A 21,484-nucleotide genomic window follows, 5' to 3' on the forward strand; every position below is an offset into this window, starting at 1 on the left:
CGAGGGCGTCATCCGGCCCTTAGGCGTCGTCGTCGGCCGGCGGCTCGGCCAGGCAGACCGCGGCGGCGCGGCGGCGGATCAGCTCGGCGGCCTTTTCGTCGCGGACCAGGCCGTCGAAATTGGCGGCGACCTTCAGGTAGCTATGGGCCAGCGCCAGGTCCGGCGCGTCGCCCGTGCGGACGTGGTCGAGCACCTCTTCCACATAGTGGTCGATCATGCCGCCCAGCTGTTCGCCGACCTTGGCGTGGGTCGCGGAGAAGCCGCCGTGATTGGCGCAATGCCGCAGCTCGTGGGCGAAGGTCAGGAGCGTCGTGGCCCGGCCGATCACCTTGGGATCGGGGGGCGTGTCGAGCTTCGGCCAGGTCTTGCGCATCCGCGAGAAACCCGAGGACTGCATCGGCAAGGCCGCCGTCGCCAGTTTCTCGGCGTCGCGCAGCCGCGCCTCGACAACCGCGGCCAGGGATTGCTTCTGGCCGAGGATCCGCTGGCCCCAGCCGGTTTCGCGGTTCAGCTCGATGGAGACCTCGAGCTCGAAGATCTGCTCGGTGACCAGGGTCACCAGACCCGCCGCGGCGCGGCCCGCCTTCGGTCCCCCGTCGGCGTCCAGATGGCCGATGGCCTTCAGGGTCTCGTCGATATTGCTCATCACCCGCTCGGGGAAGCCCCCCAGCTCGGAATCCGCCAGGTAGCGCTCGGTGGGCTTGTCCATGACCGCCGAGATCACCCGCAGCACCATCCACGGCGGGGTGAGGTGACCGGCCAGCATCTCGAAGAAGCGCGGCCCCGCATCCTCTGCGACGGCGACGGAGTCCTTGTAGGCGAGCCGCGCCGCGGCGCTGGTGTCGTCGTTGGTGTGGGTGACCCAGTCCGGCAGGCGTGCGACGGCGCGCCGCACCACCGGAGAAATGTCGAGGCAGGCCGCGAGCGCCTCCGCGCCGCCGGGCCTGGCCCGGTCGCAAAGCTCCACCGCCGCGCGAAAGTCGCGCAGGTCGCTGGTGCGCAGGGCGTGGGCGGTCAGTTCGACCAGGCCATCGAAGATCTCGCTGGTGTCGGGCGGGCGGCGATCGATCGAGATCGCCTTGACCACCGCATCGGCCGCGTCGCCGGCGGCGGCGATCTCCTCGGGCGCCAGGACCTTGAGCCCGCGCCAGATGCAGGCCAGCGCACGCGCCGGGAAAACCAGGCTGTTCTTGTCGGAGCCGTCGCCGACGAAGAGCGGCGTGACGGGCAGGAAGACGCCGTTGCGCAGCATGCGGTCGCGGGCTTCGGCCTCGACGAGCAGGCGCACGCTGGTCAGCACCGTGTCGCCGCTGGTCTCGGCCAGCGCCCTCTGCAGACCGCCCACGATCTTGTCCGGCGCGGATTCAACCAGCGTCCTGACGATCTCGATCTTCCGGTCGGAAAGGGCGACCATGGGCAAGCTCCGCGAGCGGAACAAAGTCCCGCTGCCTCGAATATGCACAACGCGAGTTAAGGTTGTCCGAAGAGATGAGCGATTTCAGGCGGCTGCGCGTGGCAGGTCGGCCTCCAGGCGCAGGCCGCCCATCACCGAGTCGCCCAGTTCGAGCGCGCCGCCGTAGGCCCTCGCCAGCTCGTCGATGATCGAAAGGCCCAGGCCCGATCCCGGGGCCGTTTCGTCCAGCCGCGCGCCCCGCTGCATCACCTTGGCGCGCTGGTCCGGCGGCAGGCCCTGTCCGTCGTCCTCGACGATCAGCTTGAAGCGTTCGGGGCCCGAGGCTTCGGCGCGCACGCGGACCCGGCTCTTGCACCACTTGCAGGCGTTTTCCACGGCGTTGCCGGCGATTTCCAAGAGGTCCTGCCGCTCGCCGAGGAAATAGAGGTCGTCGGCCGCGTCCCAGTCGATGACGACTCCCTTGTCGCGGAAGATGCGCTGCAGGGTGCGGGTGAGTTCGTCCAGCACCTCGGCCACCGAAGTGCGCTCGCCCTGCCCTTGGGTGCGGGCCGCGGCGCGGGCGCGGCGCAGGTGGTGGTCGACCTGCTGGCGCATGGCGTCGGCCTGGCGGGTGACGAGTTCGGCAAGCGGGCCCGGCCGCTGGCCGGCCTCGGCGATCATCACCGAGATCGGGGTCTTCAGCGCGTGCGCCAGGTTGCCCACGTGGGTCCGCTGGCGGTCGACGACCTGCCGGTTATGCTCGACGAGCGCGTTCAGCTCGTCGGCCAGCGGCGTCAGTTCGCTGGGATAGGTCGCCGCCAGCCGCTCGGCCTGGCCGCGGCGCACGGCCGCCACCTCCCGCCGCAGTTCGAACAGCGGGCGCAGGCCTACCCGCACCTGGACGACGATGGCGATGATCAGGCCGGCGCCCAGGATGATGAAGGCCGCGGCGGTGGCGACGACAAAGCCCTGGACGTCGCGGTTGACCGAGCTGCGGTCCTCGGCGGCCAGGAAGATCACCGGCGCCTTGCGTCCCGGCAGCCAGTTCTGCTGCGCCCGCGCCCGCAACGGCTCATTCTGGGGGCCGCGGGTGTCGTAATGAATGGAGAGGCCGGGCTTGGCCTTGAACCGCGCCACCAGGTCCGGCGGGGCGTCCAGAACCGAGTCGAACAGCGAGTGGGACCTGGCGATCGGCCGGAGCTTTCCGCGCGCCGCCGGCTCGGCGATCTCCCAGTAGCGCCCCGAATAGACCCGAAGCGCCCGCTCGTCGGTGAACGGCGGGGCGAACACCTGGCCGTCCTCCACCGTCGAATAGGTGACCAGATTGACCGTCAGGTCGTTCAGCGTCTGGTCTACCCGCCGGACCGCCGCCTGCTGGAAGAGCAGGGCGAAGACCACCGCGGTGACCACCAGGGCCGCCAGGCTCCAGCCCAGCGCCAGCAGCACGAGCCGCCGGGCGAGCGAGGGATGGCGCAGCCCCGCCGGGATCATGCGGCGCGGGCCGCCAGGCCGGTCACGAGGCCTTGGCCTCGCCGCCCAGCTCCTCATCCGGCGCGGTCAGGCGGTAGCCCAGCCCCCGGACGGTCTCGATCCGGTCGGCGCCGATCTTCTTGCGCACGCGGCCGATGAACACCTCGATAGTGTTGGAATCGCGGTCGAAATCCTGGTCGTAGAGGTGTTCCACCAGCTCCGTGCGGCTGATCACCCGGCCCTGGTGCATCATCAGATAGTGCAACAGGCGGTACTCCAGCGAGGTCAGCCGCAGGGGCTCGCCGTTGACGCTGGCGCGGGCGGCGCGGGGGTCGAGCCGGAGGCCGCCGCATTCCAGGTTGGGGCTCGCGTGGCCGGCGGTGCGCCGCAACAGCGCCCGCAGCCGCGCCAGCAGTTCCTCGGTGTGGAAGGGCTTGGTCAGGTAGTCGTCGGCGCCGGCGTCGAAGCCGGCCACCTTCTCGCTCCAGGCGCCGCGGGCCGTGAGGATCAGCACCGGGCTGGCCATGCTCTCGCGCCGCCAGCGCTCCAGCACGGACACCCCGTCGACCTTGGGCAGGCCAAGATCGAGGATCACCGCGTCATAGGGCTCGGTTTCGCCGAGGAACTGGGCTTCCTCGCCGTCCGGCGCGTGGTCGACCGCATAGCCGGCGTCGGCCAGCGCCAGCTTCAGCTGCCGCGACAGGTCCGGATCGTCTTCAACGAGTAGGATGCGCATCGTCGCGTCCTTTCACTGCGGGCGGCGCGAACCGCCCTGTTAGCCCACCAGCTGGCCGGTGCAGGCATCGACCGTGAACACCACGATCTGGCCGTTGGTGAGCTGCCATTGGATGAGATAGGCGGGCCGGCCGCCGGATTCGCCCATCGTCGTGTTCAGTTGCCGCCCCGGATAGCGTTTGGCGATCATCGCCAGAACGCGCGACAGCGGCGCTTGGCTGCCGGCCGAGCAGGCTGCGGCCCCTTGGCTCGGCCCACGCTCCTGCGCGCCGGCCAGAGTCGCGACGGGCGCAGCGCCCAGCAACAGCAGGGCGGCGATCAGGAGGTGGCGTTTCATCGGTCCGCTCTAGCCGCCCGGGACTGAACCGGGCCTGAACGTGGAGCTTATGGGACCGTGCGCGACCGCTGTCACGCCCAGGCCTCAGGGCCGGCGTTTCGGCGCGTACGGCCGTTCCCGCTTCCAGGTTTCCGCCAGGGCGTCGAGCGCCGGGTCGGGCTTGTCGGGCAGCGCCACCACCAGGCGCGCGAAGAGGTCGCCGCGGCGGCCCTGGGCGTCGGTAAGGCCGCGGCCCTTCAGCCGCAGCCGCGTGCCGGTGTTGGCGCCCTTGGGTATGGTCAGGGTCACCGGTCCGTCCGGGGTCTGCGCCTCGGCCTTGCCGCCCAGCACCGCGTCATAGACCGTCACCGGCACGTCCATCACCAGCACCTCGCCCTCCAGGTGGAAGATCGGGTGCGCGCCGATGGTGAGTTCGATGTAGGCATCGCCGGGTCCGCCGCGGCCGGGCGAGCCCTGGCCCTTCAGCCGCAGGGTCTGGCCCTCCTGCGCCCCCTTGGGGATGGTCACGTCGATGGTGCGGCCGTCGGAGAAGGCGATCCGCCGCTTGCCGCCCTTGATGGAGTCCTCGAGGTCGATCTGCAGCCGGGCGCGGACATCCGATCCGCGCTGCGAGAAGCCGCCGCCCGGGGCGCCGCCCCGGCCGCCGCGCGCGCCGCCGCCGCCGCCGAACATCTCGCCCAGGATATCGCCCAGGTCGACGCCCTCGAAGGTCTCGCGGCGGCCGCCGCCGGAGCCCCCGCCGCCCGGCGGCGGACCCCAGGGGCCGCTCTGGCCGCCGCCGAAGCCGCGCATGGTCTCGCGCCCGTCCGCGTCGATCTCGCCGGCGTCGAACTTCTTGCGCTTGGCCGTGTCGCCCAGGATGTCGAAGGCGCCGGAGACTCGCTTGAAGCGCTCCTCGGCCTCCTTGTTGTTGGGGTTGGTGTCGGGATGGTTGGCCTTGGCGAGCTTGCGGAACGCCTTGCGGATCTCGTCCGCGCTCGCGGTGCGCGGGACGCCCAGGACCTGATAGGGGTCGCTCGCCAATAAACTCAGCCCTTCGAAATGGTTCTGGTGACCGGAACGCTAGATTGGTCGGTTCGCCGCCGCGCGCAAGGGCCGATGTTGCCGAAATGCCACACGCCTAACCTCGTCCACGTTCGGCGATCAGGTCGGGCGCGGCGAAGTCGAGGGCGTCCTCGGCCTCGTTCAGCACGGTTTCGTTGATCGTCTGGCCGCGGACCGAAACCCCGGCGCGGTGGACACTCTCCGGGTACCCGGAGACCAGCGGATGCCAGTCGGCCAGGTCCCGGCCCTCATGGATGCGGCGATAGGCGCAGGACAGCGGCATCCAGGCCAGCTGCTCGATGTTGCCGGGCGTCAGCTTCACGCAATCGGGCACGTAGCGCCTGCGGTCCGCGTAGTCGGTGCAGACGCAGGCGTGGGCGTCGAACAGCTTGCAGTGCACCCGCGTCGGGATGACCTCGCCGGTGTCCTCTTCCTCGAAACGCACCAGGCAGCAGAGCCCGCAGCCGTCGCAAAGGCTCTCCCACTCGGGGACGGTCATTTCGCTGAGCGTCTTGCGCCGCCAGAAGGGTTCGCCGGCCATGCCGCGCATCTAGACCGGAATGGGCTCTGCACCCAAGGCGCTTGCGCCCGCCGCCAGGGCCGCTATCTGACACCGCTCAAATGAGAGCCCCCATCCTCGCCCTGAAGGACGTCCGCCTGGCGGACGGTCCGCTGATGCTGTTCGACGGCGTCGATCTCGCCCTCGACGCGCGGGTGCGCGCCTGCCTGGTCGGGCGCAACGGCGCGGGCAAATCGACGCTGCTGCGCATCCTGGCCGGCCAGATCGAACCGGACGGCGGCGAGCGCAACATCTCCGCCGGGACCCGCATCGCCTTCGTGCCGCAGGAGCCGGAGATCGCCGGCGCCACCCTGCTCGACTATGCCACGGCCGGCGGCGCGCCGGACTATATGGCCCAGGCGCGGCTGACCGACTTCGGGCTCGATCCCGAAAAGGCCGCCCAGGGGCTCTCTGGCGGCGAGATCCGGCGCGCGGCGCTGGCCCGCGCCTTCGCCGAGGACGCCGACGTCATCCTGCTCGACGAGCCGACCAACCACCTCGACATCCTGGCCATCGAGACCCTGGAGGAGGAACTCGCCGCCTCCCGCGCCGCGGCGCTGATCGTCAGCCACGACCGCGCCTTCCTGGAGCGGGTGACCAAGCGCTGCTTCTGGCTCGAATACCGGCTGGTCAAGCGGCTCGACGCCGGGTTCGCCGGGTTCGAGGACTGGGCCGAGAAGATCACCGCCCAGGAGCTGGAGGAGGCGCGGCGCCTCGACCGCTTCATCCAGCGCGAGCAGCACTGGATGGCCCGCGGCGTCACCGCGCGGCGGGCCCGCAACGAGGGCCGCAAGCGGCGCCTGGAATCCCTACGGCAGGACAAGGCCGACCGGCTGAAGGACACCCGCAAGGAACTGAACATGGGCCTCGCCAGCTCCGGGGTCTCCGGCAAGCGGGTGGTCGAGGCCAAGGGGGTCTGCAAGGCGTTCGGCGACCGCGTGCTCCTGAAGAACTTCTCCACCCGCATCCTGCGCGGCGACCGGGTGGCGGTGGTGGGTCCGAACGGGGCCGGCAAGACCACGCTGGTCAAGGTGCTGCTGGGCGAGATCCCGGCCGACGCCGGCGAGGTGAAGCTCGGGACCAACCTGGAGATCAGCTACATCGACCAGGCCCGCGCGACGCTGTCGCCCGAGATGACCCTGCGCGAGGTCCTGCTGCCGGCCGGCGGCGACCATGTGCTGGTGCGCGGCGAACCGCGGCATGTGGCGTCCTACGCCAAGGACTTCCTGTTCACCGAGGCCCAGCTCCGCCAGCCTGTGCGCAGCCTGTCGGGCGGCGAGCGCAACCGCCTGCTGCTGGCCAAGGCGCTGGCCAATCCGGCCAACGTCCTGGTGCTCGACGAGCCGACCAACGACCTCGACATGGACACCCTGGACCTGCTCGAGGACCTGCTCGCCGACTACGAGGGCACGCTGATCCTGGTCAGCCACGACCGCGACTTCATCGACCGCCTGGCCACCTCGACCATCGGGCTGGACGGCGCGGGACGTGCGATCGAGACGCCGGGCGGCTGGCAGGACTTCATCGCCCAGAACCCCGGCTTCTTCGCGCGCCTGCCGGTCGCGGCCTTCGCGCCGGCCAAGGCGCCCGCGGCCCCCCCGCCAAAGCCCGAACCGGCGCGCGCGGCCAAGCTCTCCTACAAGGACCAGCGGCGGCTGGAGGAGCTCGAAACCCTGATCGCCGCGGCGCCCGGCAAGGCCGCCGCGCTGGAGGCCAGGCTGGCCGATCCGGGCCTCTACGGGCGAGATCCCGCAGCCTTTCAGAAGCTTAGCCGCGAGCTCGACGCGGTGCGCGCCGAGCTGGCCTCGGCCGAGGAGGAGTGGCTCGCCCTCGAAGAGCGCCGCGAAGCCCTGGGAATCGGTCGTTAGACGGACGATTCACGCTTTCCTGTGGATATCTTTTGACGTTGAAATCGCTGGTATTTCCAGGCGAATTCCCCTGGTTATTAACCATATATTCACAGCTTTTTGACAGCCCCGCTGGCCGCCCCCCGAATCGGGCGCTTGCCGGACTTCGGGTTCGGGAGCACGGTTAATTTGCCGATAGGGACTGCGGCGCGGGCGGACGGAGAAACCGGAAACGGCGGACCCAGAAGCAGAGGCGAGCAGAAGGTTTTTGAGAGACGAGGACCGGGGCGACCCGGGACAAAACTCACAGAGACACCGGCCGCGACGGAAAACCAGTGAGTTCGCTCACGAACCGAAGGCGCGATCGACCTGGAAGGCACAGATCCCCCAACGGATCTGGATGAGAGGGCGACGCCCCGGGTAACCGGAGCGCCGCCCTCTTGCTATGGGCGTCTTCCAACCGGAAGCGGAGCGCCCTAGGTTCCCGACCTCTGTTCGGGGGTACCCATGAAAGCCATTCCGGTCGCCGTCGCGCTCGCCGCCCTGCTCGCCGCCTGTTCGCCGGCCAAGAAGGAGGCCGCGCCGAACGCCCTCACCCCCATCCGGTTCGCCACCGACTGGCGGGCCGAGGCCGAGCACGGCGGCTTCTACGAGGCCCTGGCCGAGGGCGAATACGCCAGGCGCGGCCTCGACGTGAAGATCGTCCAGGGCGGACCGGGGGTGAACGTGCCCCAGCTCCTGGCCGCGGGCTCCGTCGACCTCGGCGTCGGCTCCAACAGCTTCATCGTCATGAACCTCGCCCAGCAAGGCGTGCCGGTGAAGGCGGTGGCGGCGGTCTTCCAGAAGGACCCGCAGGTGCTGATCGCCCACCCGGACACCGGCGTCAAAACCCTCGCCGACCTGAAGGGCCACCCGATCCTGCTGGGCGACGCCTCGGTCACCGCCTTCTGGGTCTGGCTGAAGGCCAAGTACCGCTTCACCGATGATCAGGTGCGCAAATACACCTTCAACAACGGCCCGTTCCTGGCCGACAAGCGCGCCGCCCAGCAGGGCTATGTCACCTCCGAGCCCTACACCATCGAGAAGCAGGCCGGGCTCAAGCCGGTGGTCTTCCTGCTGGCCGACAACGGCTACCCCGGCTACGCGACCATGATCCTCGCGCCGGATACGCTGATCGCGAAGAACCCGGCCGCGGTGAAGGCCTTCATCGAGGCCACCGCCAAGGGCTGGCAGGACTATCTCAACGGCGATCCCAAGCCCGCCGACGCCCTGATCCTGAAGGACAATCCGGAGATGACCCAGGATGTCCTCGACCAGGCCCGCGCCAAGCTGAAGTCCTACGCCATCGTCGATGGCGGCGACGCCAAGGCCGGCGGCATCGGGGCCATGACCGACGCCCGCTGGCAGACCTTCTTCGACATGGCCGCGGGCCAGGGCGTCTATCCCAAGACCCTCGACTACAAGAGGGGCTACACCCTGCAGTTCCTGGGCGCGCCCGCGAAATAGGATGGTCGCGGCCCTCAGCCAGGTCGAGGTCGACTATCCGCGCGGCCGGGCGCTCGGCCCCTTCAGCCTGGAGATCGGCGCCGGCGAGATCGTGGCGCTGGTCGGCCCGTCGGGCTGCGGCAAGTCCACCGCCATGCGCCTGCTGGCCGGCCTGGAGGCGCCCAGCGGCGGCGCGGTGGACCGCACGCCCGGACGGGGCGAGACCGCTGTCGTCTTCCAGGCCCCGACCCTGGCCCCCTGGCTCTCTGCCCGGGCCAACACGGCCCTGCCCCTGGAACTGGCCGGCCTCCGCAAGGCCGAAGCCGAAAGCCGCGCCGACCGGGCCCTGGCGCGGGTCGGGCTCGCCGGCGCCGAGGCCGCGCGGCCGGCCCAGCTTTCCGGCGGCATGGCGATGCGGGTCTCGCTGGCCCGCGCCCTGGTCACCGAGCCCAGGCTCCTGCTGCTCGACGAGCCCTTCGCGGCCCTCGACGAAATCACCCGCCGGGCGCTCGCCGACGACGTCCTGAAGCTGTGGGCCGACACCAGGCCCGCCATCGTCTTCGTGACCCACAATGTCGAGGAGGCCGTCTACATGGGCTCGCGCGTCGTGGTGATGACGCCGGGCCCGGGGCGGATCGCCGGCGAGGTGGCGGTCGAGGGCCCGCTTCCCCGGCCGCCGGGCTTCCGCACCACCGAGGCGTTCCGCGCCAAGGCCGAGGCGGTCTCCCACCTGCTCGCCCGGGGGATGGCGGCATGAACCGCCTTGCCCAGACGCTCGCGCCCTTCGTGCTGATCGGCCTCTTGCTGGCCGCCTGGGAGGTCGCCTGCCGCGCGCTGGCGGTGCCCGTCTACTTCCTGCCGCCGCCCTCGGCCGTGGCGCGGGCTTTGGCCACCGACTGGCCCGCCCTCCTCCAATCGGCCTGGAACACCCTTTCCATGGCGCTCCTGGCGTTGCTCGTGGCGAGCCTTGTCGCCCAGGCCGTCGCCCTCCTCGTCGGCATGAGCCCGATCCTCGAGCGGGCCGTGCGCCCGCTGGCGGTGGTGCTGCAGGTGACGCCGGTCGTGGCGATCGCGCCCCTGGTGCTGATCTGGGCGGGCCTCGACCACGCCGGCCGCGCCATCGTCGGCCTGGCCGCGGTGGTGGCCTTCTTCCCGATCTTCTCCGGCGCGGTCACCGGCCTGAAGGCCGCCGACCCGGACCTGGAGCGGCTGTTCGACCTCTATGGCGCGAGCCGTCTGCAAAGGCTGACCCGCCTGCGCCTGCCCTCCGCCGTGCCCTATCTCCTGGAGGGCCACAAGGTGGCCGCGGGCCTGGCGGTGATCGGCGCGGTGGTCGCCGAGTTCGTGGCCGGGTCCGGCGGCGCGCAGGGCCTGGCCTGGCGCATCCTGGAGGCCGGCAACCGGCTGCAGACGGCCAAGATGTTCGCCGCCCTGGTGGTCCTGGGGGCCATGGGCGCGGTGCTGCACGCGCTGCTCGAAGCCGCCGAGCGGGTCGGCCTGCGGTGGTGGCGCGGCCGCTAGGGCTTCGCGGCTCGCGGCTTCGCCGGGGTCAGCTGGAAACGGATCGGCAGCCGCACGTGCGCCCCGACCGTCGGCTCCCCATCGTGGCTCCAGGGCGCCGCTCTGAACTTTGGCGCCACAGCCAACGCCCCGTCGCCATAACCCTGGCCGGCCGGCTCCTCGTGTTCGACCGTGCAGTTGCTGGGGACGCCGCCGGCGCCCAGGACGCAGGCCAACACCACGCGGACATCATTCACGCCATTGGCGGCCTGCGGGAACTCCGCCTGGAAGTCCGATGGCGCGGGCAACTCCACCCAGATCGGCCTGGCCACCGTCGTGGCGCCCGAAAGCACCCCCGGATCGAAGGTGAACGGGATCCGCACCTCCTTGCCGTTCAGGCTGCCGTCGGGCGTCACCAGACGGGTGGCGAGCTGGCGGGCGGCAAAGCCGAACCCATACCCCTGCGGTTTTTCACCGATCGCTGCGCACAGGGTCGGGCGGCGGTGCTCGATCTGGCACGACAGGTTCACCTGACCCCCGACCGCGGCCGCCTTCGCCTTGGCCGGATAGGCCGCCGCCACGTCGGCCGCGCTGGGCGCCTCGGCCCAGATCGGCGGCGTCTGGGCCATGGCGGCGCCGGCCAGCGCCGTCAGGGCGCCGGTTCCGAGCAGGGCCGCAATCCTCGACGCCATGGCCAGTCTCTCCCGATTCAGGGCGAGCTTCGCATGTCGAAACCGCTCTTGAGAAGGTCTAGACCGCCGTGCGCTTGGGGGCGGGGCCGGCGCGCAGGCGCGCCAGAGCGTCGCCGGCCATGATGCTCAGCGAGCGCAGCCCCTGCTCGCCGAAGACGTCCAGCGCGGCGTCCAGAGCCAGCACCCCGGCGGCGCGTTCGCCGCGGTCCTTGCCGGTGATGTCGACACGGGCCTCGTAGAGGCGGGCGAGGTGAAGCTGGACGAGCGCCCAGGCCACCGGATCGCGGCGCGGCTGCAGGCCGGCGAGCTCGATCTTCAGCGCCGCCTCCGCCGCATCCAGCACGCCAAGGTCGCCGGTCAGTTCCGCCGAGCGCGCCAGGCACATGGCCCGCTCGCCCGCCGCCTGGCCGCGCAGCGGGGTCGCCGGCGCGTCCTTCAGGACCAGATTGGCGCGGTCGTAGCAGGTGACCGCCTGTTCATAGGCCCGCTCGTCGGAGCTGGCTTCGCCCAGCGCCTGCAGCGCCTGGGCCAGAGCGATCTGGGTCCGCGCCCAATCGAGCGGGCTGTGGTCGCGGGTCAGGTTGTCGAGCGCGCCGGCCAGGCAGGTCGCCCCGGCGGCCACGGCGTCGATGTCGCCGGCGGCCTCGCCCCACAGCGCCAGGGCCTGGCCGCGCAGGATCTCGGCGCGCGCCCAGGTCAGCGGTTCATAGGCCAGGTCCAGCCGGTCGGCGGCGGCCCGGGCGTCGTCGATGGCGGCGCGCAGCAGCGCCTCGTCCTTCAACCGCGCGCCCCAGCCGCAGATCAGGTCGGCGCGGATCAGCCGCGCTTCGGCGGCGATCGGACGGGCGGAGGAGGAACGGCGGCTGAGCGCATCGAGCGCGGCGATCGGCGCGTTGAAGCGGGCCATGGCGGCCCAGGCCAGGTCCGCGCCGCCGGTCGCCATCTCTCCGCGCGCCTCGACGAGGGCCAGGCCCACGTCGGCCAGGGCCGCGGCCAGGCCGCCACGGGCGACGTTGCGGGCTTCACGGAACGTGGCGGCGGCGGCGGCGTCGAGCCCCGGGTCGCCGAACAGCTCGGCGCCCAGCAGGCCGGAAAAGCCCTGTTCGCAACGGGCCCGCGCCCAGGCGTCGGGGCGGCGGGCGGGATCGAAGGCGGCGCAGGCGGTTTCGGCGGCGGCGGCGGCCTTGCGCAGCGCCACGGCGTCGCCGGAGCGGCGGGCGACCTCGCGCCAGACCACCGCGGCGTCGAGGCGGCGTTGGGCCTTGTCCTGGGCGCTGATACGGCCGGCGGCGACATCGGCCGCCTTGGCCTCTTGCCTGAGGAGCTGCAGATCGAGGAGTTCGAGCAGCGTGGCGTCGCCGCCGGTCAGGCCATCGGCGAAGGGCTTGACCCGCTCGCCTGCGAACAGCCGCATGAATTCACGACCTAACTCGAACATGCCGCCACTCCCGCTAGGCCGCCGTCCCGGGATGAGACGGCGCCGTCGCGCTCTGACGGATAAGAGCAAAGCCGGAGCCGGGTTCGTAAACAAGTGGTTAATTTACCCACTATGGTTAACAGGGTCTTTCTTTCCACAGTAAAGCGCCGAGACTCAGCGGGTTCCACAGGCATTGGTTAACGCCGGAACCGCGATCAAACCTCTGAGATCAGTCGAAAATGGCCGCCTGCTCGTCCGGGGTCAGGATCCGCCAGGCGCCCGGGTCTAGGCCTTCCGGCAAGGCGAGCCCGCCGATCCGGTCGCGGTGCAGGGCGGTCACGTGGTTGCCGACGGCGGCGAACATCCGGCGGACCTGATGATAGCGGCCCTCGATGATCGTCAGCCTGGCCTGCCTTGCGTCCAGCGGCTCGAGGACGGCCGGGGCCAAGGGCGACGTCTCGCCCTCCAGCATCAGGGTCCCCGCCGCGAAGACCGCCGCCTCGTCCCCGGTCAGGGGACGGTCGAGGGTCGCGACATAGCGCTTGGCCACGTGGTTCTTGGGCGAGATCACCCGGTGCAGGAACGGCCCGTCGTCGGTGATCAGCAGCAGGCCCGAGGTGTCCTTGTCGAGCCGGCCGATCGTCGAGAGCGCCGGGATGCGCGCGCGCCAGCGTTGTGGCAGCAGCTCATAGACGCTGCGCCCCGCTTCGCGGTGGGAGCAGACCACATCGAGCGGCTTGTGCATCAAAAGGGTCAGCGGGGCCGGCGGGTCGAGCGGCTGGCCGGAGACAGTCATCCGCCCCGGCAGGTCGGCCGCGACCGCGATGCGCGCCCCGGCGTCCTTCACCACCGCGCCGTCCAGCACCACCTGGCGGCGGGCGACCAGGTCGGTGACCTCGCGCCGCGAACCGTAGCCGAGGTTGGCCAGCAGCCGATCCAGCCGGGCCATGGGCGGCTTGCTCATTTACGCGCCTCGAAGACCTTGAAGCCGCCGCCCTCGCCGCGGACGGTCACGCTGGCGAAGGCTGCCGACAGCGCCGCCTCGTAGGGCAGGTGCCGGTTGGCGACCAGCCAGCAGACCCCGCGCTTGGCGAGCATCCCGGCGGCCGCCTCGATGAAGGCGAGCCCCAGCGCCCGGTCCTCCGCCCCGCCATCGTGGAACGGCGGGTTCATCACCACGAAGTCGAGATCGGCGAGGCCTTCCGGCGGCCGGCGCGCGTCCGCCCAGACCAGCTTGGCCCGCGGGTCGTCCAGATTGTGCTCGGCGCAGGCCACGGCCCGCCCATCGATGTCCAGGCAGGTCAGTGCCTTCACCTTCGGGGACGTCAGCACGCCGCGCGCCAAGAGGCCGATGCCGCAGCCGAGGTCAGCGCCTTGGCCATAGAGCGCCGGCAGCGCCTCAAGCAGGCGCAGGCTGCCGGGATCGGGCCGGTCCCAGCTGAACACGCCGGGCTGCGACCAGAGGCCGAGCGAAGGGACGATGCGCGGCGCTCCGGCCTCAATGGCCGCCGCCAGGCCCTGCGGCGCGGCTGGGCGCTGGGCGCTGCAGAACCGGTGGTGCCGCCGGGCGTCCTCGATCACCGCGCAGCCGAAGGCCTCCAACGTCTTCTTCAGCCGCGACCCGCCCTTGTCCTTCGGCGCGAAGGCGGTGATCGGGGCCCCGGGCTTCAGCGCCCGGAGCGCATGGGCCAGGGCGAAATCGCGCTCCAGCGTCCCGGGCGGCGCCAGGATCACCGCCGCATCCGCCGAGCCGTCAGGCAGGGCGGCGATGTCGCCCGAACCCGGGATCAGCGGCGAGAGCTGCGCGGCGCCCGGCGGGACCTCGATGAGGCCAGGCGCGGGGGCGCCATAGAGGATCGCGCCCGCCATGCCGGACCTCAGGCCCGTTCCTTCGCGCGCTCGAACCTGACCTTCGGATAGCGCTCCGTGGCATAGCCGATGTCCCAGGCGGACTTGGCCAGGTAGACGGGCTGGTCGTCGATATCCACGCCCATGGCCGAGCGGTGCTTGGACTGGAAGTCCTCCAGGTCGACCTTGTCGCCGACGATCCAACGGGCCTCGCCGAACGGACTGGGCTCGAAGATCACCTCCAGCTGGTATTCGTTGGCGAGCCGGTCGGCCATCACCTCGAACTGCAGTTGCCCAACCGCGCCGACGATGAAGTCCGAGCCCATGGTCGGACGGAAGAGCTGGGTCACCCCCTCCTCGGCCAGGCTCTCCAAGGCCTTCTTCAGATGCTTGGCCTTCAGCGGATCCTTCACCCGCACCCGCTGCAGGATTTCCGGCGCGAAGTTGGGCAAGCCCGCGAACCGCAGGCTCCCCGACTCCGAGAGGCTGTCGCCCACCCGCAGCACGCCGTGGTTGGGGATGCCGATCACGTCGCCGGCGAAGGCGTCCTCGGCCAGTTCGCGGTCCGAGGCGAAGAACATCATCGGCGCGTTCACGCTGAGCTGCTTGCCGGTGTTCTGCACCTTCAGCTTCATGCCGCGGGTGAACCGACCCGAGCAGAGTTTCAGGAAGGCGATCCGGTCGCGGTGGTTGGGGTCCATGTTCGCCTGGACCTTGAAGACGAAGCCGGCGACCTCGCGGTCGCCCGGCGCGACGTGGATCGGCTCGCCACCCTTCACCGCGGCCACGGCCTTGGGTGGCGGGGCATAGGCGCCGAGGCCCGCCAACAGCTCGTCCACCCCGAAGTGGCGCAGCGCCGAGCCGAAGAACACCGGCGTCATGTGGCCCTCCAGGAACGACTGCACGTCGAAGGGCTTGGAGGCGCCGGTCACCAGTTCGGCGTTGTCGGTGAGTTCCGCAAGCTCCTGGGCGTCCAGGTAGTTCGAGATGGAATTACTTTTCAGAGCCGTGGCGTCGGGATGGCCGTCCTCGCGCTCCGCCGGGCCGCCGCCCTTCTTGGCGAAGGGGAGGAAGCGCTCGCTGCGCAGGTCCAGCATGCCCTTGAACCGGCCGCCGGAACCCGCGGGCCAGTAGAGCGGCGCCGGATCCAGGGCCAGTTTGGAGGCGATCTCATCGAGCAGCGCGAAGGGGTCCTGCGCCTCGCGGTCCATCTTGTTGATGAAGGTGACGATCGGGATGTCGCGCAGGCGGCAGACCTCGAACAGCTTGAGCGTCTGCGGCTCGATCCCCTTGGCCGCGTCCAGCACCATGACCGCGGCGTCGGCGGCGGTCAGCGTGCGGTAGGTGTCCTCCGAGAAGTCCTCGTGGCCCGGTGTGTCCAGCAGGTTGAACATCAGCCCGTCGTGGTCGAACGTCATGACGCTGGCGGAGACCGAGATGCCCCGCTCGCGTTCGATCTTCATCCAGTCCGAGCGGGTCCGGCGGTTCTCGCCGCGCGCGCGCACCTGCCCCGCGGCCCGGATGGCGCCGCCGGCCAACAGCAGGTTTTCCGTCAGCGTGGTCTTGCCGGCGTCGGGGTGGGAGATGATCGCGAAGGTTCGCCGCCTCGCCGCCTGGGCGGCGACCCCTGGGCGGGAATTGGCGGCCTCGGCGGCGGAAGAGGTGGTCATGGGCGGCAGGTAGCCCTGCCCGGCCCTGTTTCGCAAATGCGGGCTAGGCCGCCAGCCTTTGCCAGATCCGGCGGTCGGCGCTGATCGCGTCGAGCCGGCCGTTCTGCTGCAGGGTGTAGAGCTCGGCCATCACCTCGAACTGGCAGTTCAGGAACCGCACGGTGACCTCTTCCGGCAGGCAGCGCAGCGACGGGGCCACGAACAGGGCCGCGTTGATCATCGGGGCCTTGGCGGACATCAGCGCCGCCAGCCGGCGCCCCCGCTCAGGGCCGGTGCGCTGCAGCTTCGGTTCGGCGGCATAGAGCTCCTGGCCCATCCGCAGGATCGCCGGAAACGCCAGCCGGCTCATCCGCCGGCCGTCCAGCTGCGCGTCCATGGCCACGCCATCGAGGCGGAAGACGACGTCGTTCAGAAGGAAAAGCATGCAGGACTTGGAGCTCGGGCCGCCGGGAAGGCCTTGTCGCACGCCAAGCTTTCATCGCCGTTCACGAAGGCGGTTAATCGTGACCGGGGCTCCGCGATCAGCCTTTTTCGACCGGCTCGGTCAGGAAGTGCCGGCCCTGGCGGTCGTCGATCTCCACCACCCAGATATCGGGGTCGACCCGCGCGGCGCGCTCGACATAGGCGTCGAGGTCCGGCTCCTGGTCCGAAGGGACGGGCTGCATCCAGACCCGTTCGCCGTCGAGGCGCGTGGCCTCGGCGTAGAGCCGCGCGACGCCTTGCGGCCGGTTCAGCACCTTGACCAGCACGGCGCCGGCGCGGGCGTCGCCCTTGCGGATCACCATGCCGAAGGCGCCCGACAGTTCGGCCCGGCGGATCAGCGCGCTGACCCAGATGTCCGTGGAAAGCAGAATGGCTCGTATCCCGTCCTGACGTCGGCCGAAGCGGGCGGAAGATGCGGCCCCGCTAACGGGATGGCAACGCTCGCGGGTTAGCTTTGCAATTGGTCCAGCGACCAGAAGAAAACGGAAGACGCATGAAGAGCTTGCGCAGAAAAGCGCAGCCGGCGTCTCGATGGATGGGGTTGGTGTTGGCGGCGGGGGTCGCCGCGCCCGGTCTCGCGCAGGCGGGACCGGCGGACCTTTTCTACGAGCGCGCGGTGATGTCGGCCGCCGATGCGCGTTGCGGACTGTTCGCGCCCGAGGTGGCCGCGGCCCTGGCCGCCGCGACGGCCCAGGCCCGCGGCGCGGCTCTGCGCGCCGGGACCTCCTCCGACAGCCTCCTGCAGACCGGGCAGGCGGCCCGCGCCGCCGCGGCCGGCGTCGACTGCCGCTCGCCGGACATCGCCACGGCCGCGGCCCGGGTGCGCAGCGCCTTCGCCGGTTTCGCCAAGATGACCCGCCTGACCTACGCCGGCGACCTCGCCGACTGGCAGGCCGACCGCAACATCGGCCGCACGGCCCGCTGGCGGCTGGTCCAGGAAGCAAGCTTCGGCGCCGACCGGATGGCGTTCGGCCTGGCCGGCCGCGACGGCGCGGGCGTGCTGATCGCCGCGGCGGATTTCGCCGACGGCGCCGAGCCCTATTCGGCGCGTCTGGTGCTGCGCGACGTCAGCCGCTCGAGCCAGCCCTATCTCGACCGGTTTGGCCGCGGATCGACCGCGCGCCTGCCGCTCACCAAGCGCCTCCCGCCGGTCAGCGGCCAGAAGGCCTATAGCGCGGCCGCCCGCAGCGCCGCACCGGACGACCTGATGCCCAAGGGCCGCGAGTCCGGCTGGGCCTTCCGCTTCCCCGACGCCGCCGCCCAGGAGCTGACCAAGCTCGACCCCCGCGAGGCCGTGGCGGTGGACTTCCTGTTCCCGGGCGACGTGGTGCGCCGCGCCTATGTGGAAGTGGGCGATTTCGCCGCCGGCCGGGCGTTCCTGCAGGTCGCCGCCCGCTAGGGCGCCCGGGCCGCCTAGGCTTCCAGGCTGACGCCCATGTGCTCGGGGTCGGCCATGGCCATCAGCACCGGCATCCGCACGGCGACCGTGGTCCCCTCGCCCAGCACGCTGTCGATGGTCATTTCGCCGCCGTGCAGGCGGGCGAAGGCGCGCACCAGCGACAGGCCAAGGCCCGAACCGGCGTGCCTCTGGTCGGCGTCGCCCGCCTGCTCGAAGGGCCGGCCGATCCGCACCAGGTCCTGCGGCGAGATGCCCACGCCGGTGTCGCTGACCAGGATCTCCAGCATCCCGGCCGCCGGACGCGCCGTGACCGTCACCGATCCCCCCTTCGGCGTGAACTTGAGCGCGTTGGAGATCAGGTTGAAGGCGATCTGCTTGATCGCGCGCCGATCGGCCTCGGCCTCCAGCGACTCCGCCGACAGGTCGGCCCGCAGGTTGATCCCGGCGCGCTCGGCCTGGCCGCGCATCAGGCGCAGAACCGCGGCGATGGCGTCGCGGGCGTCGAAGCTCTCGCGCGCCAACTCGAACCGCTCAGCCTCGATCTTCGACATGTCGAGCACGTCGTTGATCAGTTCCAGGAGGTGCGATCCGCTCTCGTGGATCAGTTCGGCGTATTCGGCGTAGCGGTCCGACATCGGCCCGAACAGCCGCTGCCGCATGATATCGGAGAAGCCCATGATGGCGTTCAGCGGCGTGCGCAGCTCGTGGCTCATATTGGCCAGGAACCGCGACTTGCCGGCGTTCTGCTGTTCGGCCTGCTCGCGGGCCGCGTCCAGCTCGGTCTCGCGGGATCGCTGGGCGCGCGCGTCGCGAAGCGCGCCGACAAGCCTCGTCGAACTCATCCGGCGCACGGTCAGCACGCACCAGCCCTGCGGGTCATGGGCGGGCACGAAGGCGGCCTCGGCCGAGCCATCGGCGGCGGCGCGGGTGAGCGCGTCCTCGACCGCCGCGCGGTCCTCGGCGGAAACCAGGTCGCCCAGGCGCCGATCGGGAAGGTCCCGGGTCTCCAATCCCGCGGGCGCCTCGCCGAACGCCTCCAGGATGCGGCCGCCGGGATAGAGCGCCATCAGGAGCTGCGGCTGATGGTCGAGCGCCTCGCGCAGCTCGAGCTCCGCCTCGCGCGCCCGGGCGTCATCGCCCCGCGCCTTGCCCTGCAGGGCGATCAGCCCGGCCGCCAGGCTCATGCCCGTGGTCCCGAGCGCCAGCAGGCTCAGCCAGTTGAAAAGACCCGTAGGCGGCCTCGGCAGGGTCAGGAAGGCTGCGCCCAGCGCCGCGACGGCCGCGGCGGCCACGCCGGCGGCGGCCCCAAGGGCCAGGAGCTTCGGCCGGCCGAACGCCGCGCCTGCCGCGAGCGGCGCAAGGCACCAGGCCGCCAGCGGCCCCGCGGTCCCACCGGTGAGCAGGCAGGCGAGGGTTCCGGCCAGCGCCCAGGCCACGATGGCCAGCGCCGCTCCGCCTTCGCCGGCGACCTCGGCCAGGAAGGCCCCCAGCACGCCCGCTGCGCCGACGCCGCCCAGCGCGATCCACTCGGGCTCGGCCAGCTGGCCGCCGCGCAGGGCGAGCGCGCTCACGGCGGCGGCCACCACGACCGTCCAGGCCAGGTGCCAGCTCACTGCGAAACGACGATCGCCGCCCGCAACCGCGCGGGAGCGCGGGCGTCTGTTGAAGCTGGTCAGCGTCAAGCCTGCTGGGTCATCTGTGCGCCGGACATCCCTCTAGCTTAGCCTCACGACAATGTCCGTGTAAGGGCGCTCGCCTCCCGGGCGACCTGGGTCCTGTGGAGCGTCCTGTGGAGCGAAAGGAAATCGTAAGCGCAGCAGGGCACACTGCGGCTCCGTAAAAACGAAGGCGCCCGCCTCCTCATGCCCCCAGCGGCCGAACCCGCAACTGCGCCGCCCGAGCCGGACGACGCCGAGCGCGCGCCGCGAACGCCGGCGGACATCGCCGCGCTCGAGGAGCAGAAACGCGCCTTCCTGCGGCTGGTCAGCCATGAGCTGCGCACGCCGCTGAATTCCATCCTCGGCTTCTCCGAAATCCTCGCGGCCGAGCTCTACGGACCTCTGGGCGCGCCGCAATACAAGGAATACGCCGAGATCATCGGCGCGAGCGGCAAGAAGCTCCTGAAGCTGGTCAACCAGGTGCTCGAGATCGGCCGGCTGGAGGGCATCAAGCTCGACGTGCGGCCCGAACCCCTGGAACCCGCCCTCGACGATGCGATCGCCGGGGCCGCGGCGGACTTCGACGGCCGCGGCGTGCGTCCGCGCCTCATCGCCCCCGCCACCCTGCCCCTGGTGCTGGCCGACCCCTGGGGCCTGCGCACCGTGCTCACCCATCTGCTGCAGAACGCCGCCCTCTTCTCGCCGGACGGCGGCGAAGTGCGCGTGCGGGCCGAGGTCGTCGACGGCCAGGTCGAGGTCTGGATCGAGGATGACGGCGAAGGGGTCGATCCGTCGGACCTGCCCCGCCTGATGCTGCCGTTCGAGCAGGGGGAGAACGCCCTCGTGCGGCGCGCGGAAGGCGCGGGCCTCGGCTTGACGATCTGCGAAAGCACCTGCCGCGCCATGGGCGCGCGGCTGCTGCTGGTCTCGGCGCCCGGCAAGGGCATGAGCGCCCGCGTCCGCCTGAAGATCGCCTAACGGCCGGTTGCGGAAGGCGCCCGTCCCGCTTAAGTCGCCGCCATGGGCATCGAAGCCGAACTCGCCGAGCTCTCTGCCGAGTTCGAGGTCCTGGGCGACTGGGAAGAACGCTACCGCTACGTGATCGACCTCGGCCGCGACCTGGCCCCGCTCAGCGACGCCGAACGCTCCGACGCCAACAAGGTGCGCGGCTGCGCGAGCCAGGTCTGGCTGGTGACCGAGCCGCAGGCCGATGGGACGCTGGCCTTCCGCGGCGATTCCGACGCCCACATCGTCCGCGGCCTGATCGCCATCCTGCTGCGCCTCTATTCCGGCCGCGGCCCTGAGGAAATCCTCGGCTTCGACGCCCCGGCCGCCTTCGCGGCCCTGGGCCTGAGCGGCGCGCTCTCGCAGCAGCGCTCGAACGGGTTGGCCTCGATGGTCGCCAGGATCCGCCGGGACGCGGAAGCCGTGAAAGCCTAGGCGGCGCGGATGCCGCTGTGCATCTGGCTCATGCCGACCACGGCGTCGAGGCCCAGGATCATGTCCACCTCGTCGCCATCGGACGCCAGCGGCAGCCGCAGCCAGAGGATCGACAGGTGCGAGGCGCCGCGCCAGGCGAGGTTATGCACCCCCACGGCCGGCCGGCGTTCGCTGACCACCTTGCCGAGCTCCACGCGCCAGTAGTCGGCGGCGGCGGTGTTGTAGATGTCCGAAAGGCTGCGGCCGGTGATCTCGCGCCCATAGACGCCGTAGAGGCCGGTGCCGGCCAGCCGCATGCGGTAATCCAGCGGATCGGAGACCACGTCGATCAGGCTGACGGTGGGCAGCAGACGCTTGATCCCGGCCGGGTCCAGGTGCCGCCGTCCAGGCAGCCGGGGGCCTTCCCTCAAAGAGGCCCAGTAGGCGAAGAGTTCCTCATGCGCGCGTGCTGCAGCGCCGGGAGCCCCTATCTGCGCCGCCATGTGCAGATGCCCTAGCAACCAGTTG

22 protein-coding genes are annotated in these 21,484 nt (G+C 71.1%); 7 read left to right on the plus strand and 15 right to left on the minus strand.

Features of this window, described 5'->3' with window-relative positions; all coding sequences use genetic code 11:
- Nucleotides 1-19: 19 nt before the first annotated feature.
- The 6 genes from ACESMY_RS13765 to ACESMY_RS13790 form a co-directional block, all read right to left on the minus strand.
- On the minus strand, nt 20-1,414 hold the full coding sequence (locus ACESMY_RS13765) for a hypothetical protein (RefSeq protein WP_372785173.1): 1,395 nt from the start codon (nt 1,412-1,414) through the stop codon (nt 20-22).
- 84 nt (nt 1,415-1,498) lie between these two features.
- Nucleotides 1,499-2,884 (minus strand): ATP-binding protein, encoded by a 1,386-nt coding sequence (locus ACESMY_RS13770; protein WP_372785174.1) that lies wholly within the window; start codon nt 2,882-2,884, stop codon nt 1,499-1,501.
- Between the two features lie 22 nt (nt 2,885-2,906).
- Nucleotides 2,907-3,599, minus strand: a complete 693-nt coding sequence (locus tag ACESMY_RS13775; RefSeq protein ID WP_372785175.1) for a response regulator transcription factor — start codon at nt 3,597-3,599, stop codon at nt 2,907-2,909.
- A 39-nt stretch (nt 3,600-3,638) separates the two neighbouring features.
- Complete coding sequence (locus tag ACESMY_RS13780; protein ID WP_372785176.1) at nt 3,639-3,935, minus strand: PepSY domain-containing protein; 297 nt, start codon at nt 3,933-3,935, stop codon at nt 3,639-3,641.
- A gap of 84 nt (nt 3,936-4,019) precedes the next feature.
- Nucleotides 4,020-4,958, minus strand: coding sequence for a DnaJ C-terminal domain-containing protein (locus ACESMY_RS13785; protein ID WP_372785177.1), 939 nt, complete (start codon nt 4,956-4,958; stop codon nt 4,020-4,022).
- A 97-nt stretch (nt 4,959-5,055) separates the two neighbouring features.
- Nucleotides 5,056-5,520, minus strand: coding sequence for a YcgN family cysteine cluster protein (locus ACESMY_RS13790; protein WP_372785178.1), 465 nt, complete (start codon nt 5,518-5,520; stop codon nt 5,056-5,058).
- Nucleotides 5,521-5,600: 80 nt separating this feature from the next.
- Between ACESMY_RS13790 and ACESMY_RS13795 the strand changes: the two genes are divergently transcribed.
- The 4 genes from ACESMY_RS13795 to ACESMY_RS13810 all read left to right on the plus strand — a co-directional run bounded on the left by ACESMY_RS13795 (nt 5,601) and on the right by ACESMY_RS13810 (nt 10,391).
- Nucleotides 5,601-7,406, plus strand: coding sequence for an ABC-F family ATP-binding cassette domain-containing protein (locus tag ACESMY_RS13795; protein WP_372785179.1), 1,806 nt, complete (start codon nt 5,601-5,603; stop codon nt 7,404-7,406).
- 486 nt (nt 7,407-7,892) lie between these two features.
- Nucleotides 7,893-8,891: an ABC transporter substrate-binding protein gene (locus ACESMY_RS13800; RefSeq protein WP_372785180.1), complete on the plus strand. Its 999-nt coding sequence runs from the start codon at nt 7,893-7,895 to the stop codon at nt 8,889-8,891.
- A gap of 1 nt (nt 8,892) precedes the next feature.
- On the plus strand, nt 8,893-9,627 hold the full coding sequence (locus tag ACESMY_RS13805; RefSeq protein WP_372785181.1) for an ABC transporter ATP-binding protein: 735 nt from the start codon (nt 8,893-8,895) through the stop codon (nt 9,625-9,627).
- Entirely contained in the window at nt 9,624-10,391 is a 768-nt protein-coding gene (locus ACESMY_RS13810) for an ABC transporter permease (protein ID WP_372785182.1), read from the plus strand. The genes ACESMY_RS13805 and ACESMY_RS13810 overlap by 4 nt, the downstream gene beginning before the upstream one ends.
- On the opposite strand, the gene ACESMY_RS13815 is transcribed toward ACESMY_RS13810, so the two are convergent.
- From ACESMY_RS13815 to ACESMY_RS13845, 7 genes are all read right to left on the minus strand, one after another.
- Nucleotides 10,388-11,062, minus strand: coding sequence for a hypothetical protein (locus ACESMY_RS13815; RefSeq protein WP_372785183.1), 675 nt, complete (start codon nt 11,060-11,062; stop codon nt 10,388-10,390). The two genes, ACESMY_RS13810 and ACESMY_RS13815, sit on opposite strands and share 4 nt — an antisense overlap.
- Before the next feature lie 58 nt (nt 11,063-11,120).
- Nucleotides 11,121-12,500 carry a hypothetical protein gene (locus ACESMY_RS13820; RefSeq protein WP_372785184.1) on the minus strand — a complete coding sequence of 460 codons (1,380 nt, stop codon included), beginning with the start codon at nt 12,498-12,500 and terminating at the stop codon, nt 11,121-11,123.
- 208 nt (nt 12,501-12,708) lie between these two features.
- Complete coding sequence (locus ACESMY_RS13825; RefSeq protein ID WP_372785185.1) at nt 12,709-13,443, minus strand: pseudouridine synthase; 735 nt, start codon at nt 13,441-13,443, stop codon at nt 12,709-12,711.
- Nucleotides 13,440-14,348 carry a class I SAM-dependent methyltransferase gene (locus ACESMY_RS13830; RefSeq protein ID WP_372785186.1) on the minus strand — a complete coding sequence of 303 codons (909 nt, stop codon included), beginning with the start codon at nt 14,346-14,348 and terminating at the stop codon, nt 13,440-13,442. Before ACESMY_RS13830 ends, ACESMY_RS13825 begins: the two co-directional genes overlap by 4 nt.
- A gap of 8 nt (nt 14,349-14,356) precedes the next feature.
- A complete protein-coding gene (locus ACESMY_RS13835) occupies nt 14,357-15,997 on the minus strand; it encodes a peptide chain release factor 3 (RefSeq protein ID WP_372785187.1) in 1,641 nt (546 codons plus the stop codon).
- A gap of 43 nt (nt 15,998-16,040) precedes the next feature.
- A complete protein-coding gene (locus ACESMY_RS13840; protein WP_372785188.1) occupies nt 16,041-16,421 on the minus strand; it encodes a hypothetical protein in 381 nt (126 codons plus the stop codon).
- Nucleotides 16,422-16,518: 97 nt separating this feature from the next.
- On the minus strand, nt 16,519-16,851 hold the full coding sequence (locus ACESMY_RS13845) for a DUF1491 family protein (protein WP_372785234.1): 333 nt from the start codon (nt 16,849-16,851) through the stop codon (nt 16,519-16,521).
- 164 nt (nt 16,852-17,015) lie between these two features.
- Between ACESMY_RS13845 and ACESMY_RS13850 the strand changes: the two genes are divergently transcribed.
- Nucleotides 17,016-17,879, plus strand: a complete 864-nt coding sequence (locus ACESMY_RS13850) for a hypothetical protein (protein ID WP_372785189.1) — start codon at nt 17,016-17,018, stop codon at nt 17,877-17,879.
- A 14-nt stretch (nt 17,880-17,893) separates the two neighbouring features.
- On the opposite strand, the gene ACESMY_RS13855 is transcribed toward ACESMY_RS13850, so the two are convergent.
- Nucleotides 17,894-19,492, minus strand: a complete 1,599-nt coding sequence (locus ACESMY_RS13855; RefSeq protein WP_372785190.1) for a sensor histidine kinase — start codon at nt 19,490-19,492, stop codon at nt 17,894-17,896.
- Between the two features lie 249 nt (nt 19,493-19,741).
- Here ACESMY_RS13855 and ACESMY_RS13860 point away from each other — a divergent pair, with 249 nt between their 5' ends.
- Together ACESMY_RS13860 and ACESMY_RS13865 are read left to right on the plus strand one after the other, a co-directional pair.
- On the plus strand, nt 19,742-20,515 hold the full coding sequence (locus tag ACESMY_RS13860; protein ID WP_372785191.1) for a sensor histidine kinase: 774 nt from the start codon (nt 19,742-19,744) through the stop codon (nt 20,513-20,515).
- A 42-nt stretch (nt 20,516-20,557) separates the two neighbouring features.
- On the plus strand, nt 20,558-20,977 hold the full coding sequence (locus ACESMY_RS13865; protein WP_372785192.1) for a SufE family protein: 420 nt from the start codon (nt 20,558-20,560) through the stop codon (nt 20,975-20,977).
- On the opposite strand, the gene ACESMY_RS13870 is transcribed toward ACESMY_RS13865, so the two are convergent.
- Complete coding sequence (locus ACESMY_RS13870) at nt 20,974-21,459, minus strand: PAS domain-containing protein (RefSeq protein WP_372785193.1); 486 nt, start codon at nt 21,457-21,459, stop codon at nt 20,974-20,976. The genes ACESMY_RS13865 and ACESMY_RS13870 overlap by 4 nt on opposite strands.
- Between the last annotated feature and the right edge of the window lie 25 nt (nt 21,460-21,484).

This window comes from Phenylobacterium sp. (assembly GCF_041691455.1).
Taxonomy (GTDB): Bacteria; Pseudomonadota; Alphaproteobacteria; order Caulobacterales; family Caulobacteraceae; genus Phenylobacterium.